The organism is Rothia sp. HC945 (assembly GCF_051370785.1).
In the GTDB taxonomy this organism is placed as follows: Bacteria; Actinomycetota; Actinomycetes; order Actinomycetales; family Micrococcaceae; genus Rothia.
The window spans coordinates 241,537-260,018 of the sequence record NZ_JBFCSN010000001.1; the positions used below are offsets into that span (position 1 = coordinate 241,537).

Genomic DNA, 18,482 nt, shown 5'->3' on the forward strand with positions numbered 1-18,482 from the left:
CCTTACGCGTTGATCTCTTCGAGGCCGCGGTTCTTGGTCTCCGGAGCCATGAACACACAGATCAGCAGGCCCGCGAGGCCCACGGCGGTGAAGACCCAGAGGGCGGTGTTGTTGCCCCATGCGGCAACCATATTCGGGAATGCGACCACACCCAGGATCGACCCGATGCGGCTGACCGACGTCGCCAGTCCCGAACCGGTCGCGCGCAACTCGGTCGGGAAGAGCTCCGTGGGATACACGAAGTTCAGGATTCCTCCGCCCGAATTGGCGAAGAGCACCGCGACACTGAAGAGAATGATCAGGAACACCAGGTGCGGATCGGCCGTTAGGGCCAGGATGGCCAGAGCGATCGTGAGTCCGCTGAAGGAGGTGATGATGAGCGGACGGCGGCCCCACGAATCCACCAGGTTCATGCCAATCACGGAACCGATCAGGCCCAGTAGGGCCACGATGCCGGAGCCGACGATCACCGCCACGTGATTTCCGTGGGTGAAGGGCGCCAGGATCGTCGGGGTGTACATCGAGATGCCGTAGTAAGCCGTTGCGTAGCAGAACCAGAAACCGCAGACGAAAAGTGTGCGGTTTCGCTGCCGTCCCGTGAACAGGCTGAGCAGCCGGGCAGAGCGTACCGGAGCGTTCGCCGGGTGGGCCGCCTCATGCTCGACCTCGTCCTGGCTCGGGCGCGTCCCAGTGATCCTCTCGACGACGTCGCGGGCCTCCTCCACGCGGCCGTGGGCCACGAGCCAGCGCGGCGATTCGGGCAACGTGACACGGAAGACGAAGACGACCAGAGCAAAGACGGCACCGACCAGGAGCATCGCTCTCCAGGCGAATTCGCCCAGGGGGAGGGTCGCCAGACCGATGACGTAGGCAACCACCGCGCCCACGAACCACATGGCACCGAGCGACGTCGAGAGTCTGCCGCGACCCGCCTTGGGCGCGAACTCGGATACCAGCGTCGCGGAAATCGGGTAGTCGGCGCCGATGCCGATCCCCAGGAGGAAACGGAAAACGATCAGCCACCAGAGTCCCGGCGCGAAAGCGGTCAGAACGGCAAAGAGCACGAAGGCCAGGAGGTCGATGATGTACATCGCCTTGCGACCGAATTTGTCGGTCAGGTTGCCCAGCGTCACGGCCCCGACGAAAGAACCGACGATCGCGCTGCTGGTCAGCAAGGACTGCTCGCCGGCCCCCAGGCCCCATTCGCCGACGATCATGGGCATGGCCACGGCAATGATCGTCAGATCGAAACCGTCCAGGAACACTCCGCCCGCGGAGAGAAGGGTGACCTTGCGCTGAAATTTTCGTGTTCGCGGGCTGTCGAAGCCTTCGAAGTCCATGGGCTCGTCCTCGTGCATTCGTGGGTGGTGGTGCGCTGGTCGGCGCCTGACTGTGCGATGGTAGGGGCCTTCCTGGACCTGGGTGCGACCCCGGACCAAAGTATCGGTACACCGCGATGAACTGTCGGTGAAGAAAGGCAAGTCAGCCCCACCGAACTGGTGTGACCGGCCCCCATAGGTGAACTATATTTGGGACGTGGATCACATCATAGGCGATTCTCACACCATCGATGAGAGGGGACCCCATGCTCACCGGGCATCCGTCGACCATGGCAGACGACTACCAGCTCAACGTCATCACGATGCTGCGTCACGCGGCAAGATCCTTCCCGGAGACTGAGATCGTGTACCGGGACGACCGTGGGGCGTGGCAACGATCGAACTATGCCGTCGAGTACGGCCGGGTCGCGCAGATGGCACACGCCCTCTCCGGGCTCGGGGTCGCACCGGGCGACGTCGTCGGCGTGCTCGACTGGAACTCCCGACGTCACCTGGAGCTCTACTTCGCCCTCCCGGGTCTTGCGGCCACGCACCTCCAACTGAACATCAAACTCTCGCGCGAGGACTTGGCTTACGTGACCGAGCATTCGGGTGCGCAATGGATCGTGGTCGACGAATCGTTGCTTCCACTGGCCGAGGGGATCCAGGACGCGGAGAACATCAAGGGCTGGATCATCGCTTCCGACACCCCCGGAGGCAGGACCGAGACTTCGCTGCCGAATCCCGTGTACCTCGAGGACCTCATGACAGACGAGTCCGAAAGCTACGACTGGGAAGAAATCGAGGAATCGACCGCGGCCTACGCGGGATACACGACCGGTACCACAGGCCGGCCCAAGGGGATCTTCTATTCGCACCGATCCGTGTGCGTTCATTCGTGGGCGCTGCACACGTCCCTGTCCTTCACCCACCGTGACTGCCTGATGCCGGTGACCCCCATGTTCCACGCCATGACCTGGGGATTCCTCCATGCGGCAGTCCTGGCGGGAGCGAAGGTCGTGATGCCGGGGCAGTACGCGGCCTCCGACGTCGGCCCGCTCGCGGAAGCCCTCGTGGATGAAGGCGTCACCGTTTCGAACGGATCTCCGGCGATCTGGACTCCGATTCTCGAATACTTCCGGGCGCGCGCCGAACCCGTGGACCTGTCGGGATTGCGCGTGGTCGTCGCCGGGTCGGAACCTGCGCTCGCGCTCATGAAGGGCTTTGAGGAGACCGCGGGCGCGGACATCGTCCACGGATACGGGGCCTCGGAGACATCGCCGATTGTCGCGATCAACTGGATGCGCAAGCGATCTCTGGATGACATGCCGGAGGCCGACTGGTGGGACCTGAAACGGTCCCAGGGACTGCCGAGTGCGGGCACGGACATCAAAATCATGTCCCTGGACGGGACCGAGCAACCTCACGACGGCGTTTCCGCGGGCGAGGTCTACTACAAGGGCCCTTACATCACGCAAGAGTACTTCGACCGGCCCGAGGCCGCCGACGCGTTCGAGGACGGCTGGTGGCGATCCGGCGACGTCGGAGTCATAGACCCCAACGGCTATCTCAAGCTGACGGACAGGTTGAAGGACGTGATCAAGTCGGGAGGCGAATGGATCTCCTCGATCGACATGGAGAACGCGATTCTGGACAACCCGGCCGTGGCCGAGGCCGCCGTGATCGGCGTGCCCGATGAGAAGTGGGACGAACGTCCGGTCGCCTACGTGGTTGCGCGCGAGGGAAACACGATCGACGCCGACACCGTACGCACCACGCTCTCGGCACGATTCGCCAAATGGCAGCTGCCGGACAGGGTCATGGTGGTCGACGAGCTTCCTCGGACGTCGGTCGGCAAGCTCAACAAGAAGAAACTCCGCTCGGACGACGCCGCGTGACCCGAGCGGGGCGTCGCGTGCGGGGCTGGAATGGGGAGCGGCCAGCCGTTGCCGGATCGGGAGGCGGTTGCCCGTTTGGGAGGCGGTTGCCCGTTTGGGAGGCGGTTGCCTGTTTGGGAGGCGGCGACATTCGGCATCGTGCGCCGGGCAAGGCCTGTGTTGGGTGGGGGATACCCGATTCGGCGGCGGAAAGCCCCGTTAGGTGGCGGTGAGAACCCCACCTAACGGGGGCAACCGCCTCCCAAATGGGTAACCGCCACCTAACGCGGGGTGTTTGGGGCGTGGGGCGGGTCGCTCGGGGTGGGCAACCGCCTCCCCATCGGGCAACCGCCACCAGCCAACCGGGCAACCGCCACCTAATACAGAGGAGCCGTGTTTCTTCGTCGGCCCTTTGCGAGGACTACTTGGAGAGCTGGGCGCGGTCGGGGCTGTGAGAGCCTTCGATGGCTTCGAGCTGACCGGCTTCCTCTTTCTCGGCGCGGGTCGGCTTGGCCGCCGCGTAGATTCCGGCAATCGCGAATAGGGCGGCCCAGACGAGGAAGAATCCGATGGTCCAGTCGGCGAAGTGGCCGACGGTCCCGTCGCTGGGGATGGCCCAGACGAAGAACGCCGCTCCCGCGACGAAAATTGCTCCGATGATGTAACGGCGGGCGCGCAACCAAGGAGTGGGCATGATGTCGGACCTTCTCTCAAATTCGGTGGGTGACCTCGCTATATAGCTTATCTAATTGATTCCCGTTGTGCCTGGACTGGGCGAGGTTCGGGTCCGAAAACCGCTCAGGGATGCCTGTACAATTGCTCACTGAGCAAGGGAGTACCCCTCCGATCCGTGAACGTCAGCACGTCAGGCACCGAAGCCTGGCCGGGCACGGAACCGCCGCACCAGCCGAATGATAGCGACCGTGGGAGAGACTTGTGCCGTTTCCCGCGCCCTGAGGAGGCACCGTGGAAGTTTCGTCCCTGCAATGGATCGTGACCATCGTCGTCATACTTGCGTTGCTCGCCTACGACTTCATATTTCACGTCCGCAAGCCCCACGAGCCGACGATCAAGGAAGCCGCGCTGTGGACCTCGTTCTACGTGACGATTGCGCTGCTCTTCGGGCTCTTCGTCTTCTTCTGGGACGGGGCCGACTTCGCCGTTCAGTACTATGCGGGCTTCGTGACGGAACAGGCGCTGTCCGTGGACAACCTGTTCGTGTTCCTGATCATCATGGCCTCCTTCAAGGTGCCGCGTGCCGACCAGCAGAAGGTGCTGTTGTTCGGCATCGTCGTCGCCCTGATCGCGCGCACGCTGTTCATCTTCATCGGCGCCGCCGCGATCAATCGCTGGGCGGCACTGTTCTACGTCTTCGGCCTGTTCCTGATCTACACCGCCGGCAACCTGGTCAAGGACGAGGTCAAGGACAGTGGGGACAACGACGACGAGGCCAACAACGTCATGGTCAGACTCGCCAAGCGGTTCCTCAAGACCACGGACGAGTACGACGGCGACAAGCTGTTCACGATGGAGAACGGCAAGAAGGTCATGACGCCGATGCTGCTGGTCATGGTCGCCATCGGCTTGACCGACATCATGTTCGCCCTCGACTCGATCCCAGCGATCTTCGGTCTGACGCAGGAAACCTACATCGTGTTCACGGCCACGGCGTTCTCGCTCATGGGGCTGCGCCAGCTGTACTTCCTGATCGACGGCCTGCTGGACCGGCTCATTTACCTCTCGTGGGGGCTGGCCGTGATTCTCGGCTTCATCGGCATCAAGCTGATGCTGCACGCCTTGCACGAGAACAATCTCCCGTTCATCAATCACGGCGAGCCCGTTCACGTCCTGGAGGTCTCCACGGGTGTTTCGCTGGCCGTCATCGTCGGCGTCCTCGCGATCACGGTGCTCGCCTCGCTGTACAGCCCCAAGGGCAGGGCGTTGCGGCGAGAGAGCCAGGAGAAAAAGGAAACCCAGACGGGCCAGTGACTCGCGGCCCCGAGCGGATGCGGGAGGGCCTCGGGAGGTATGGACGGGAACCCGTATCTCCCGTAATCTTGGGACTCGAAGCAAGGGAGTATCCCTCGAATACCGTGCACGTCAATACGTCGGGTGCAGACGCCCGGCCGGGCACGGTCCACGACAAGGAATGGTGCCATCGGCCCTTTCCCGTGGGGGAGAGACTTGTGCCATTCGTGACATGCACAAGGAGTTCCTGTGGAGATTCCCCTCATCCAATGGGTCGTGACCCTCGCCCTCATCTTGGGCCTGCTCGCCTACGATTTCTTCTTTCACGTGCGCAAAGCGCACGAGCCGACGATCAAGGAAGCCGCGGTGTGGTCGGCGGTCTACGTCGGCCTGGCGCTGCTTTTCGGCCTGGTGATCCTTGTCTTCGACGGTGGCCAGTTCGCCGCTGAATACTACGGCGGGTACATCACCGAGAAGGCCCTCTCGGTCGACAACCTGTTCGTGTTCCTGATCATCATGGCTTCCTTCCAGGTCCCGCGGGCCGACCAGCAGAAGGTGCTCCTGTTCGGGATCATCTTCGCCCTGATCGCACGGACCGCGTTCATCTTCGTCGGTGCGGCCGCGATCAACGCCTGGGCCTGGGTCTTCTACGTCTTCGGCCTCGTCCTTCTGCTGACCGCCGGGAACCTGATCAAGGGCGAGGTGGGGGACGGCGAGAAGGACGAGGCGAACAACGTCGTCGTCCGAATCGCGAAGCGCTTCATGCACACGAGCGAGAATTACGACGGCGACAAGCTGTTCACGATGGAGAACGGCAAGAAGGTCATGACGCCGATGCTGCTGGTCATGGTCGCGATCGGTGGAACGGATGTCCTGTTTGCCCTCGACTCGATCCCGGCGATCTTCGGTCTGACGCAGGAAACCTACATCGTGTTCACGGCCACGGCGTTCTCGTTGATGGGGCTGCGTCAGCTGTACTTCCTGATCGACGGCCTGCTGGACCGGCTCATTTACCTCTCGTGGGGGCTGTCTGTAATCCTGGCCTTCATTGGGGTCAAGCTGATTCTTCACGCCCTGCACGAGAACAACCTGCCGTTCATCAACGACGGTCAACCCGTCCACGTGATCGAGGTCGGGATCGGAATGTCGCTCGCTGTGATCATCGGGATCCTGGTCGTCACGGTCCTCGCGTCCCTGCTCAGCCCGAAGGGCAGGGCGTTGCGGCGAGAGAGCCAGGACGAGAAGGAAACCCAGACGGGTCAGTGACTCGCGGCCCCGAGCGGATGCGGGAGGGCCTCGGGAGGTATGGACAGGAACCCGTATCTCCCGGTGATCTTGGGACTCGAAGCAAGGGAGTATCCCTCGAATACCGTGCACGTCAATACGTTGGGTGCAGATGCCCGGCCGTGCGCGGTCCACGACGGTGATGCCGAAGTCCTTCGCGATCTGCGCGAGAGTGGCGCCGTTCTCACGGGATCGGGCCACGCACACGACATCGTCGCGGAATCCCTGGGGCAGGGTGCGGGCAAGGTGCACTTCCCTCCAGGCCGCCCGACGGGCAAGCCAGATCAGATGTCACCTATCCGCACGCCCCCCAACCATCGGAGACCGAGATCAGGTAGTCGGGTAGTCTCCGGCCTCGAGATCGGCGAGCAGGCCAGGATGGGTCGGTTCCCAGCCGTAAGTCTCGCGTGTCCAGGCGCTTGTCGCCGGCTGGTCGATTCCGAAGACCATGCCGAGCGGCCCGAAGGTCTCGGCCGGCACTTCTTGTACCGGAACGCCAAGCTGCTCGCCGATGGCGGTAGAGAGGGACAACATCGTGTCGCCTTCGTCGGCGACGGCGTTGACGACGGTGCCGGGCTCGCCCCTCTCGAGCATGATGCGGAACAATGCCGCAGCGTCGCGACGATGCACGGCCGGCCACCGCTGGTTGCCGTCGCCGACGTAGGCAGACACGCCGGAGCGCCGCGCCTCGGCGATCAGAATTCCGGCGAAGCCGTACGCGACGTAGCGTTCGTGCACGGAACGAGGTAAGCGAACGGCCGATGTGCGCACGCCCTGAGAGGCAAGGGCGAGGACCCGCTGCGAGTTGACGCCACGGCCCCCGACCGGGCCGGCCACCATGGTCGGATCCTGCTCGGTCGACGGTCGACCGTCGACGGTCGTGGTGCCCGAGACGATCACGAACGGCTTCCCCGTGCCGACGAGGGCGGCACCGATGGTATCCATGGCCAGGCCCTCCTCGGCAATGCTTCTCTCGAGGTCGGAGAAATCGTTGCTGAAGGCGAGATGGATCACGCCGTCGGCATCGCTGGCAGCGGCTGTGAGGACTTCCAGATCGTCAAGACCACCGCGTAGGGGCGTGCCACCCGCCTCGACGACCTTCTGCTCGGACGACTCCGAGCGGGCGAGTCCGACGACCTCGTGACCATGAGCGACGAGCTCTTCGACGACGGCCGAACCGATTCCTCCGGATGCACCGGTGACAAATACACGCATGAGCAGACTCCTTAGTGATGCGACTTGTGTCCCATCACTCTAGCACCGTTATGAGACCAAAGTCCCATCACCTATAATGGAACGATGCCACGATGGAAACCGGATGCCCGCGAGCGCTTCGTCACCGCCGCTTTGCACCTGTTCACCGAGCAGGGGTACGACGAGACGACGGTTGCCGAGATCGCCGATCGGGCGGGCCTCACCAAGAGCACGTTCTTCCGCCACTTCAGCGACAAGCGCGAGGTGTTGGCCGCTGGCCAGGAGACTCTGTCGCGACTCTTCGCCGAGGGCATCGCTGCGGCCCCGGCCGAGGCGAGCCCGCTTTCCGCGGTCGATGCTGGGCTCACGCACGCCGCCGGCTCGATGACCCCGTTCAATCGAGAGCTCGGTCCCCGCCTCGAGGCCGTGATCGCGACGAGTTCCGAGCTGCAGGAGCGCGCCGTACTCAAAAGGGTCGGTATGGCCGCCGCGATAGCGGATGCTCTCCGTCGCCGGGGTGTCGAGGCGACGATGGCCGACACGGCGGCCGAGCTCGGCGTGCTCGCCTTCAAAGCCGGCTTCGAGGCCTGGACAGCTGAGGACAATGAGCTGAGTCTCGCCCAGCTCACCTCGGCCGCCCTGCACCGCTACTATTCCGCCGTCAGCCAGCTCGGCTGACGATAAACACCATTGACGGGCAGCCCGGCCCGCCGCTCAACGTGTTCTTCGGCCCGGAAGCCCAGGCAACCGCGGTCGCCCAACAAGGGCAGACCACGGAATCCGGTACCCAAACCGGCAATGTCGTTGGTTTGAACAACGACCTATGGGTGGCCTTCATCGGGGTCAAACTGATTCTTCACGCCCTGCACGAGGATGCCCCCGAAGAGAAAAGAAGCGGGTTGCACGACCGACTCGCGCCTGGCCGCGGCGCGAGGTGGCAGATTTGTGCGCTTTTCGTGAGGAAATCCGCACACTGTTGCCACCTCGCGCCGGGGTGAGGAAAGTGGCCGCATGGGAGTGCCGCCTCGATGGGTGCCGGAGGCGGCGTCTCGCATGATGCCGATGATGTCGTGGGCCGGTGGGCCGGTGGGCCGGTGGGGCAGTCGGTGCGTGCTGTTGGGTGGCGGTTGCCTGATCGAGAGGCGTTACCCTCCGTTAGGTGGCGCTTTAACCCCCTCCAAACGAAGGTGATCGGCTCGGAATCGGGTAACCGCCACCGAGCGTCGACCGGGCGTCCGCTGGATCTTGCCGTCCGGTGGCCGGGAACCAGCACCGAATCGGGCAACCGCCACCCAACACGGGAAGTTGCCGTGTGACCGAGCGGATCCAATCGCCGTCCGCGCGACCGAGCCTTCGGTTCTGACACCGGGGCGGCCCCTCCTGTCCGCTCCCGCGCCGGTGCAGGGGGGCGGTTCCTCCCTCGACACACTGCATCGGCACATGCTGAGACGCGTTTTCGGCAGTTCGCCCCGTTATCTTAGGCTTACTATGTTCTACATCACGAGGCGGAGGAGGCGCAGTGGCAGCGCAGAACACGGACGCAACCGGAGAACTCAAGACAACGGCCGAGGCCGTTGCACGTCGGGCGACGGAAGAGGTCTTGGCCCTGAGCCACAGCATCCACGCCGAACCAGAAACCGCATTCGAGGAGATCGAGACCTCCAGGAAAGCGACCGACGTCCTGAGAAGGCATGGGTTCGAGGTCGAGACCGGCGTGGCCGATATGCAGACGGCCTTCGTCGCCTCCTACGGATCTGGTGATCTGGTGATCGGTGTCTGCGCCGAGCTCGACGCGCTCCCCGGAGTCGGTCACGCCTGCGGCCACAACATCATCGCCGCCTCCGGAGTGCTTGCGGGGCTGGCCCTTGCCTCCGTCGCTGATCGAGCAGGCCTCACGGTCAAAGTCTTCGGAACCCCCGCCGAGGAATTCGGCGGCGGAAAGATCTTCATGCTGCGCGCTGGGGTGTTCGACGGCGTCCACGCCGCGATGATGGTTCACCCCGGCGACCAAGAGCATGACACCCACTTCACCCGTTCGGTGGTTGACCTGGAGGTTCGCTACACCGGGCGCCCCGCGCACTCGGCCATGGCACCTTACGAAGGGATCAACGCGGGCGACGCGGCAACGATCGCACAAGTCTCCATCGGTCTCCTGCGACAGCACTTGCGACCGGGGGAACTCGTGCACGGCATCGTCACCGAGGCCGGCCACGCGCCGAATGTGGTGCCCCACAGCTCGTCACTTCTCTACGACGCCCGCGCCGATACCATCGCCGATCTCGAGGGACCGGGCGGAGTCAAGGAAAGACTGATCCGTTGCTTCGAGGCGGGCGCCGTGGCGACAGGGTGCGACGTCGAGATCAAGGACGACTGGCCCGCTTTCTCGGAATTCCGCAACGACGAGCCCATGGTCGCCGCCTACCGGCGCAACGCCGAGGCGCTGGGCCGAACCTTCTCCGACGTGCCGGCCGAACAACGTCAACGGCAGGCAGGATCGACCGACATGGCGAACGTGTCTCTGGAAATTCCTGCGATCCATCCAAGCATTTTCGTGGACGGACAGGGGTCGACCCCGCACCAGCCCGAATTCGCCCAGTATTGCGTGGGGCCGGACGCCGATCGCGCCGTGACCGATGGGGGCATCGCCCTCTGCTGGACAGCGATCGACATGGCTACCGACGCCGACCAGCGGGAACGCCTGATGGCCCCGAGAAAGGCTGAAGCATGAGCACCGCCGCACCGAGCGCGCCGAACGGGCGGAGAAAGGCATCCACGGCACGCAGGACCTTGTGGTGGGTCGTGTGCCTGGCCCCTCTTGTGTGCGCCTTCGTCCTGCAGTGGCTCCCGATCTTCAACGGGCCACACCTTTTCTTGGGCATTCCGACGATCATGTGGTGGACCTGTGTCCCGGGAAGCCTGATGGTCAGCCTCGTCCTGGCGATCGTTGAATTCACCCGCACCGACGCCGACCACGAGGAACGCCTCGACCGCGAGGCGATCGCCCTCGGCGAGGGACGGAAGAGTCAGGGGAATGCCTCATGAGCGTTATCGCATGGGTCGCTCTGGGTGGCATCGTCGTCATCGGTCTGCTCGGGTTCCTCGGCAGGCGCAAGCCGGACCTGGACCTGGCCGAGTGGACCGTGGGTGGTCACAAATTCGGCGTCGCCACCACGTGGCTCCTCCAGGCCGGGGAGGTCTTCACGACCTTCACGTTCCTCGGAACCGCGGGGTTGGTCGTTTCCGGCGGGGCGGCGTCGTTCTACTCGATGCCCTACGTTCCCCTCGGCTATCTGGCTCTCTACTTCTTGGCGCCCAGGATCTGGCGGATCGCACGCGCTCGCGGCCATCTGACGCAGGCGGATTTCCTGGAGGACGCGTATTCCTCCCGCGCGGTCGGGATGCTGGTTGCGCTGGCCGGCGTCGTCTTCCTGCTGCCCTATCTGCAGCTCCAGATCACGGGGCTGGGGCTGATCGTTCAGGTGGTCACGGGGAACCATTCGATGGGGGCGTGGTCGATGGTGATCGCGTTCGTCCTCGTGGTCGCTTTCGTCCTCTGGGCCGGGCTTCGAGGGGTCGCGACGACGGCGTACTTCAAGGACGTGCTGATGATCGTGATGCTGTTCGTCATCTGCATCTCGGTGCCCATCCACTACACGGGCGGATTCACCAGTGCCTTCGAGGTGATCCGGGAGAAGATGCCCGAGATGCTCTCGGTCCATGGCACAGCGGAGTACGGGATCCCGTGGTACCTGTCCAACATGGCCATCAGCGCCATCGGGGTTGCCTTCGCGACGATGCCTCACAACTGGCCGCCGATCATGTCCGCCCGCAACTCCACGGTTCTTCGCCGCAACTACCTGTGGTTGCCGTTCTACAACACCTTGATCGTGATGCCGCTGGTCGTGGGCTATGTGGCCCTGGTGGTGTTGGGGAGCGGAGCCGACCCGGACAGCGCTCTCCTGGACCTGGCCTCCGGTGTGTTGCCCGACTGGCTCATGGGTGTTGCCGCGGTGGCCGGCATCGCGACGGCGATGGTGCCTTCGGCGTCGTTGCTCATCGCCATCAGTACCCTGGTCTCCCGAAACCTGGCGCGTGCCCGATCCGAGAAAGCCCAGTTCACGGTCACTCAGGTCACCGTGGTGGTGGCGACCGGGCTGGCACTGTTCCTGTCGATCGCCATGCCGGACCTGTTGGCGAACCTCCTGCTGCTGACCTTTTCCGGCCTGGACCAGCTGGCACCGGCGATCGCCGCGGCTCTGCTGTTCCGCAGGCGGGTCGGCGCGTCGTCGATTCTCGCTGGGGCCCTCGTGGGAATGGCGATCGTGATCGGGTACACCTTCTGGTGGACGCTCCCGTGGGCGATCAGCGAAGGGATCATCGGACTGGCCGTGAACATCGTGGTGGTCGTGATCATGGAGGTTCTCCGCCGGTCGATGTCCGGTCGGCCTGCGGCGGAGTGGCCTGTTGCGGAGAGTTCCATGGCGGGCTCAGGCCGGTAGAGGGTAGCGCGGCGGGAGCCGGCGGGAGTCGGCCGAGGTGGCGGTTTTGGGACTGAACTCGTTGAATTCGGTCCCAAAACTGCCACCTCGCGATCGGGGTAGTGCACGAAACTGTCACCTCGTGCGGCGTCGTCGTTTCGGTCTGCCCCGACGTGCCCCGGGGTCTTTCCGCCCCGCATGCTCCTCGTCTCGTCGGCCCTTCCCAAAAATCCGCTTAAGTTGTCAGTCGCTGTTCCTACGATTCGAATATATATTCGAATCAGAGCTAGGAGGCGCTATGCCCAATACTCAGGTGATGACGACGACGGCCGGTCAACCCCTGCGCGTGGAGGTGGACGGCCACCACTACAGGGTCGCGGCCGACCCGGTCCGCTGGTACGAGCGGCGTGCCTGGTGGACCGAGGTCGACCGTGCCCCGAAGAATCAGTGCCCGTACCTGGTGGATCGGGAGATGTGGCAGGTCCAGGTGACGGTCGATCTTCCGGCGGGGGCCAGGCGACGTCGGGGTGCTGTGCGGGATCGGGAATTGCGGACGCTTCATCTGGAGCGAGACCGTGCAACAGGGGGATGGGACGTGGTCGAGAACCTGTAGCCTGAAACGAAGTTTCCGTCACGTGAGGTGGTTGAGCAATGAAAATGGGGCGCGCATACGTCGAGAGCCTGTTCGAGCAGCAGACCGGCTTGTACACCTGGGTCGAAGTCTCGGGCAATCGCTACTATCTGCCGGAGGTCGGACCGGCGAGCGTAGTGGACAGCAGCCTCTTCCAGGAGGGGAACGACGCCGCGAGGGAGAAGTTCTACTCGAATCTCGGAACCAGCGATTTGCCGCACGTGCGCTCCACGACGGACGTCCTGCCGCTGGAGCCCGGAAAGATTCTCTGTGTGGGGTTGAATTATCACGATCACGCGGAAGAAGTCGGTGCTGAGCTTCCCCAGTACCCCACCATCTTCACCAAGTACTCGAACTCGCTCGTGGGGCCGGACGATCCCATTGCCATGCCGGCGGAATCGACCAAGATCGACTATGAGGCCGAGCTCTGCGTGGTGATCGGCAGGTCCGTACGGCGCGCAAACGAGGAAGAAGCACTGGATGCCATCGCCGGATACACCGTGTTCAACGACATCTCGGTCCGCGACTGGCAAGGGCGCACGAGCGAGTGGTTTCAGGGAAAGAACTGGGACCACAGCACGCCCCTCGGCCCGCACATCGTTGCCAAGGACCAGGTCGACCCCGTGCAAGGACTCGCCATCGAATGCCTCGTGGACGGCGAGGTCATGCAGTCCGGGACCACGGCCAACATGATTTTCACTCCGGCCCAGATCGTCTCCTACCTCAGTACATTCATGACCTTGGAGCCCGGCGACGTGATCGCGTGCGGAACACCCGCCGGCGTGGGAATGTCCAAGAAGCCCCGCCGCTTCTGGCTCAAGGCCGGCCATCGGGTCACGGTTCGCATCGAGGGCATCGGGGAACTGAGCAACGAATGCGTCCCCGAAGCGGAAACCGTGGAGCACTTCGAGGGCAAATCCTGGTGGGGCCCCGGGGTCGGGGCGGCGGGGGAGACTCGTTAGGGCGGGATCCTCGCGGGGTATCCTGCGGTGTGGCGTCTCGCCGAAGGATCCTGATCGGGGCGTGGGCCAGATGTGCCCGGTCCGCCAACTTGCTGGAAGTGAACGGCGCTCACCATCATCTCGGCCAAGTGCTCTTACGACTCATCCGTCATGGAGACAAGTACCTGATCGAACAAACCCCCAGTGGCGGATGACCAAGGGACTGCTTGCTCGATATAAGCCTTCAGAGAGGTTATCGCAATCTCATATTCTGGTTGTCTGACCAGCTCGTCAAACCTTGGCTGAGTGCGCACGCGATGCTGGGCCGTGAGGCGGCAGGTTTGTGCGGCTTTTCTTGCGAGGTGGCAGGTTTGTGCGGTTTTTGCGGCCAAAACTGCACAAACCTGCCACCTCGTGCTGTGGAGGCGCTCAAAACTGCCACGTCGGGTCGGGTTCTGCTCAAGAGTGCTACCTCGTGCCGGCTCTCTGGCGTGCCCACGGGTTGCAATGGGTGCGCAGGGTCCTCTTGGGCGGTGGTTTCCCGATTGAGAGGGTGTTACCCCCGTTAGGAGGGGGTGCAACCGCCTCCTAACGGGGCCAACCGCCTCCGAATCGGGTGACCGCCACCTTGGAGGCGCTTGCGCGGCCCCGACGTCACGTCATCGGCAATTTGGCCGAGGCAGTGGGGCGCACGGAACACCTCGGCTCGGCCGCGTTGACTTATTATTCGAATATATGTTCGATTAAGGCGTGAAGTTTCCGCACCTGGTCACCTACAGCGCCTACAGTGCGCACTACGGCGTCTCCGCACCCGCCGAACTCGCCGACGTCGCCGTGGCACACGGGGCCACCCACCTCGGGGTGACCGACCGGGACGGTTTCTACGGCGCCGTCAAACACGTCCGGGCCTGTATGGAGCGCTCCATCGCCCCCGTGCTCGGAGTGGATCTTGCGCTCGCGGACCCGTCCGACCGGAAAATCGTCGGGCGAGTCGTACTGCTCGCCGACGGGCACGACGCCGGGGCCGGGTACGGAGATCTCTGCCAGCTCGTCACCCGGGCGCATCGGGCCAGAGAACGCACCGAGCCCGCACGACTGGGGGACAGGCCCCGCATCACGGCCGCCGATCTCGGCCGAGTCGTCGCGATGGGCGAAGGCCACTTCACGGTCCTGCTCGGCCCGGAATCCGACTACGGAAGACTGGCGGCGGCCCGCAAATACCGCTCGGCCCGGGCCAGCCTGAAGGAATGGCGCAAACTCGTGGGGGAGAACCGTCTGCGGGTCAACCTCGTCAACCACCTGACCAAGCCGGGAGAGCGCCGAAGTATATCCCACGCGGCACGCATGCTCGGCATCGCGGCAGATTGCGGGGTGGGCGCCGTCGTCAGCAACGCCGTGCGCTACGCTGCGGAGGACCAAGCCGTGACCGCGGATATCCTCGACGCCGCTCGCGGCCTCACCGCACTCGGGGAAGGAACCCACCAGGTCAACGGGCAAGGATGGCTCAAATCCCCTCAGGACATGGGATCCATCGCGGCAGAGATCGCACGGGCCGCGGACGCCGGCGTCACGGCGTCGGAACTCATCGCACTCACCGCAGAGCTCGCCCACCGGTGCTCCATCGACCCCGCCACGGACATGGGGTACGGGACACCCACCGTGCCCGAGGCACACCTGACCGGAGTCACGCGCGCCCCAGCGGCCGAACTCAGAGCCCGCTGCGAAGCCGCCCTCGAACGCGTGTACGGCACGGAGGCAGACCGGACGGTTTACGGACCCGGCCTGGCCCGCCGCGACTGGGAGACACCTCGAGAGCGCCTCGACCGGGAGCTCGACACCATCGAGAACCTCGGATTCTGTGCCTACTTCCTGACCGTGGGGCACGTCTCCGGGCTCATCGAATCCCTGGGGATCCGCCACGCGGCGCGCGGGTCAGGGGTGTCATCCCTGGTCAACTACCTCTTGAACATCTCGGTGGTCGACCCCCTCGAATACGGGCTGGTCTTCGAGCGGTTCCTCTCGGACAAACGATCCACCCTGCCGGACATCGACATCGACGTCGAATCCGCGCGACGCCACGAAATCTACCGGCTCGTCTTCGACCACTACGGCGACCACCGCGTCAGCCTCATGTCCATGCACAACGGCTACCGCGCCCGCGGAGCGGTCAGGGACGCCGCCCGCGCCATCGGCCTCACCCCGGAGCAGACAGACCGCATCGCCAAAACCATCTGGCGCGTCCCCGCCGGAGAGCTGCGCGAACTCCTCGAGACCAAACCCGAACTGGCCGAACTGCGTCGGGAAGCCCGCGAAGACCCCAAGGTCAACCTGCTCATCGACCTCACCGAAAGGCTCGACCGCCTCCCGCGCCACCTGTCGATGCACCCGTGCGGCGTGATCCTCTCCAACGCCTCGCTCCTTCGGCGCACCCCGGTTCAACCCTCCGGAATGGGATTGCCCATGAGCCAATTCGACAAGCACGACATGGACCCCATGGGCCTGCTCAAACTCGACATCCTCGGGGTCCGCATGCAGTCCTCGATGGCATACACGCTCCAGGAGATCGAACGCACCGAAGGTCACAAACCCGACCTCGAAACCATCGACACCCGCGACCCGAAAACCTTCGACCTCATCCAGTCCACCCGGACCCTCGGCTGCTTCCAGATCGAATCCCCAGGTCAGCGCGAGCTCATCGGCAAGATGCAACCCTCGAGCGTCGGCGACCTCATCATCGACATCTCCCTCTTCCGCCCCGGTCCCATGCAATCCGACATGGTCCGGCCGTACCTCGAATCCCGTCACGGATTCGCAACCCCCAACTACATCGCAGAAGACCTCGTGCCCTATCTGGAGGAAACCTCCGGGGTCATGGTCTTCCACGAACAGATCCTCAACGTCTTCAGCACCATGACAGGATGCGGCCTCGCGGCCTCGGACGAATTCCGCAGGAAACTGGGGAGTCCGGCCCAGGACGACGTCGAAGAATACTTCCGCCTCCACTCCGCCCGCAGAGGCTACTCCCGAGAAGTCATCGACAAGACCTGGACGGCGCTCGCGGCCTTCGGATCCTTCGGATTCTGCAAGGCCCATGGCGCCGCCTTCGCGATCCCGACCTACCAATCCGCCTGGCTCAAGACCCACTACCCGGCGCACTTCATGACGGGACTGCTCGAACACGACCCGGGGATGTACCCTCAGCGACTGATCCTCGCCGAGGCCAGGCGCCTGGGCATCGAGCTGCTGCCCCTGGATGTCAATCGATCCGGTCGGAACTACCGCGTGGAGCGCGTCGCTGGTTCTGGAGCAGATGCGGGCGCGGGTGTCGGGCGGGGAGTCGTGAGCGACCGTGGAGCCGAGACCGGGGGAGGCCCCGGCGTCGAGAAGTGGGGGATCCGCTTGCCCCTCACTCAGCTGTCCGGAATCAGCGGGGCCGAGATCGACAGGATCACGGCCCGGGCACCGTACGTCTCCGTGGCGGATCTGAAAGCCCGCGCCCGACCCCACAAGCCCACGCTCGACCGGCTGGCCGCGGTCGGTGCTCTCGACGTCGAGGTCTTCCGCGGCGTCCGCCAGCAGGGGGCCGGGGGCGGCGTCGTCGTGGGTTCCGAGGGCGGGTCCCAGCGCGACCTCGTGACCGGGGCGCCCGACGCCGCCGACCGGCCCGGGGTGGTCGAGGCCGTGCCCGTGCAGCTCTCCTTGCCCCTGGGTGCCCACCTCGAAACCCCGTACGAAGCCAGGGACACCAGCGACGTGACCTCGACCGTGCGCACCGAACTGGACTTGCTGGCCTTGGACGTCTCCGCGCACCTGATGGTCGGATACCGCGAGAGGACCAGGACGTGGCCGTTGACCCGTGCGGCCGATCTGATCAGGATGCGCAACAAGTCCGAGGTATGGGTCGTGGGCGTGCGGGTTTCGACCATGACCCCGCCCATGAAGAACGGCAAACGCGTGGTCTTCATTTCCCTCGACGACGGCACCGGGTGCGTGGACACCGCGTTCTTCGACGAAGCGCAACAGCTCACGGGGCCGGACCTGTTCGGAACCCCGATGATGCTGATCCACGGAACCACCCGACGCACGGGACCACGCGGAATCTCGCTGACGGCGATTCAGGCGTGGGACCTGACCGCGCTCGTCGAGGGGGAGACGCCGCTGCCCTTCTTGCCCTCGGCCCTCAGAAAGCAGGCCGGCTGATCCGGGAGGGGAATGGGGCAGGGGCGCAGAGGTGCAGAGGTGCGAAACGGGCCGGTCGGTCAGGCGGCCGACGGCCGAGGTGGCAGTTTTGTGCGGTTTTGACGGGAAAAACCGCACAAAACTGCTACCTCGCGCCGGGGCTTGGCGCAAAAGCCACCTCGCGCGGCAGCCCCGCCCAGCCGGCCGAGCAGGAGACGTCAGTCGAGGGCCTGAAGGTGCTCGGGAGCTGGCGCCGTGGAGAATTCCTCGTACGCGGGATGCCGGCGGATCCAGGTTCTGACGTAGGGGCAGACGGCAACGATCGTGAACCCCTCCTCGATGCTCTTGTCCAGGGCCCGGCGGACCAGGGCTGAGGCGAGGCCTTGGCCAGAGAACTTCTCGTCCACGAAGGTGTGCGGGAAGATGCGGGCGCGTTCGCCGTTCGGTCCCTCATGGTCCACGAATTGTGTGAATCCGGCGGGCTCCCCGGAATCGTCGACGTGGATTTCGAAGGCCTCCCGACCTTCCTGCCGGCCGCGGACCACGTGAGGATCATCTGAGGTCGGATGTGTCATGGTTGCTACTCCTTCTGTACTGCTTCCCTCCGCGGC

The 18,482-nt window shown here is 64.5% G+C and carries 14 protein-coding genes; 10 read left to right on the forward strand and 4 right to left on the reverse strand.

What is annotated here, in order from left to right; all coding sequences use genetic code 11:
- Window positions 1-2 precede the first annotated feature (2 nt).
- Window positions 3-1,340 carry an MFS transporter gene (locus AB0Y14_RS01035; protein ID WP_436587447.1) on the reverse strand — a complete coding sequence of 446 codons (1,338 nt, stop codon included), beginning with the start codon at window positions 1,338-1,340 and terminating at the stop codon, window positions 3-5.
- Between the two features lie 245 nt (window positions 1,341-1,585).
- On the opposite strand from AB0Y14_RS01035, the gene AB0Y14_RS01040 reads away from it, so the two are divergent.
- Window positions 1,586-3,217 carry a long-chain-fatty-acid--CoA ligase gene (locus AB0Y14_RS01040; RefSeq protein WP_436587448.1) on the forward strand — a complete coding sequence of 544 codons (1,632 nt, stop codon included), beginning with the start codon at window positions 1,586-1,588 and terminating at the stop codon, window positions 3,215-3,217.
- A 400-nt stretch (window positions 3,218-3,617) separates the two neighbouring features.
- Here AB0Y14_RS01040 and AB0Y14_RS01045 read toward each other — a convergent pair whose 3' ends face one another.
- Window positions 3,618-3,890 carry a hypothetical protein gene (locus AB0Y14_RS01045; RefSeq protein WP_436587449.1) on the reverse strand — a complete coding sequence of 91 codons (273 nt, stop codon included), beginning with the start codon at window positions 3,888-3,890 and terminating at the stop codon, window positions 3,618-3,620.
- 272 nt (window positions 3,891-4,162) lie between these two features.
- On the opposite strand from AB0Y14_RS01045, the gene AB0Y14_RS01050 reads away from it, so the two are divergent.
- Both AB0Y14_RS01050 and AB0Y14_RS01055 read left to right on the forward strand, forming a co-directional pair.
- Window positions 4,163-5,185: a TerC family protein gene (locus AB0Y14_RS01050; protein WP_436587450.1), complete on the forward strand. Its 1,023-nt coding sequence runs from the start codon at window positions 4,163-4,165 to the stop codon at window positions 5,183-5,185.
- Window positions 5,186-5,413: 228 nt separating this feature from the next.
- Complete coding sequence (locus AB0Y14_RS01055) at window positions 5,414-6,430, forward strand: TerC family protein (RefSeq protein ID WP_436587451.1); 1,017 nt, start codon at window positions 5,414-5,416, stop codon at window positions 6,428-6,430.
- A gap of 348 nt (window positions 6,431-6,778) precedes the next feature.
- Here the strand turns inward: AB0Y14_RS01055 and AB0Y14_RS01060 are convergent, their stop codons facing one another.
- Window positions 6,779-7,663 (reverse strand): SDR family oxidoreductase, encoded by an 885-nt coding sequence (locus tag AB0Y14_RS01060; protein ID WP_436587452.1) that lies wholly within the window; start codon window positions 7,661-7,663, stop codon window positions 6,779-6,781.
- Window positions 7,664-7,747: 84 nt separating this feature from the next.
- Here AB0Y14_RS01060 and AB0Y14_RS01065 point away from each other — a divergent pair, with 84 nt between their 5' ends.
- The 7 genes from AB0Y14_RS01065 (at window position 7,748) to AB0Y14_RS01095 (ending at window position 17,892) form a co-directional block, all read left to right on the forward strand.
- Entirely contained in the window at window positions 7,748-8,320 is a 573-nt protein-coding gene (locus AB0Y14_RS01065) for a TetR/AcrR family transcriptional regulator (protein ID WP_436587453.1), read from the forward strand.
- Between the two features lie 841 nt (window positions 8,321-9,161).
- A complete protein-coding gene (locus AB0Y14_RS01070) occupies window positions 9,162-10,370 on the forward strand; it encodes a M20 family metallopeptidase (RefSeq protein WP_436587454.1) in 1,209 nt (402 codons plus the stop codon).
- Complete coding sequence (locus AB0Y14_RS01075) at window positions 10,367-10,684, forward strand: hypothetical protein (protein ID WP_436587455.1); 318 nt, start codon at window positions 10,367-10,369, stop codon at window positions 10,682-10,684. Before AB0Y14_RS01070 ends, AB0Y14_RS01075 begins: the two co-directional genes overlap by 4 nt.
- Window positions 10,681-12,141, forward strand: a complete 1,461-nt coding sequence (locus tag AB0Y14_RS01080) for a sodium:solute symporter family protein (protein WP_436587456.1) — start codon at window positions 10,681-10,683, stop codon at window positions 12,139-12,141. Before AB0Y14_RS01075 ends, AB0Y14_RS01080 begins: the two co-directional genes overlap by 4 nt.
- A gap of 277 nt (window positions 12,142-12,418) precedes the next feature.
- A complete protein-coding gene (locus AB0Y14_RS01085; RefSeq protein ID WP_436587457.1) occupies window positions 12,419-12,733 on the forward strand; it encodes a hypothetical protein in 315 nt (104 codons plus the stop codon).
- A 44-nt stretch (window positions 12,734-12,777) separates the two neighbouring features.
- Entirely contained in the window at window positions 12,778-13,713 is a 936-nt protein-coding gene (locus tag AB0Y14_RS01090; RefSeq protein ID WP_436587458.1) for a fumarylacetoacetate hydrolase family protein, read from the forward strand.
- 729 nt (window positions 13,714-14,442) lie between these two features.
- On the forward strand, window positions 14,443-17,892 hold the full coding sequence (locus AB0Y14_RS01095; protein ID WP_436587459.1) for a DNA polymerase III subunit alpha: 3,450 nt from the start codon (window positions 14,443-14,445) through the stop codon (window positions 17,890-17,892).
- Window positions 17,893-18,089: 197 nt separating this feature from the next.
- On the opposite strand, the gene AB0Y14_RS01100 is transcribed toward AB0Y14_RS01095, so the two are convergent.
- Window positions 18,090-18,446, reverse strand: coding sequence for a GNAT family N-acetyltransferase (locus tag AB0Y14_RS01100; RefSeq protein ID WP_436587460.1), 357 nt, complete (start codon window positions 18,444-18,446; stop codon window positions 18,090-18,092).
- Window positions 18,447-18,482 lie beyond the last annotated feature (36 nt).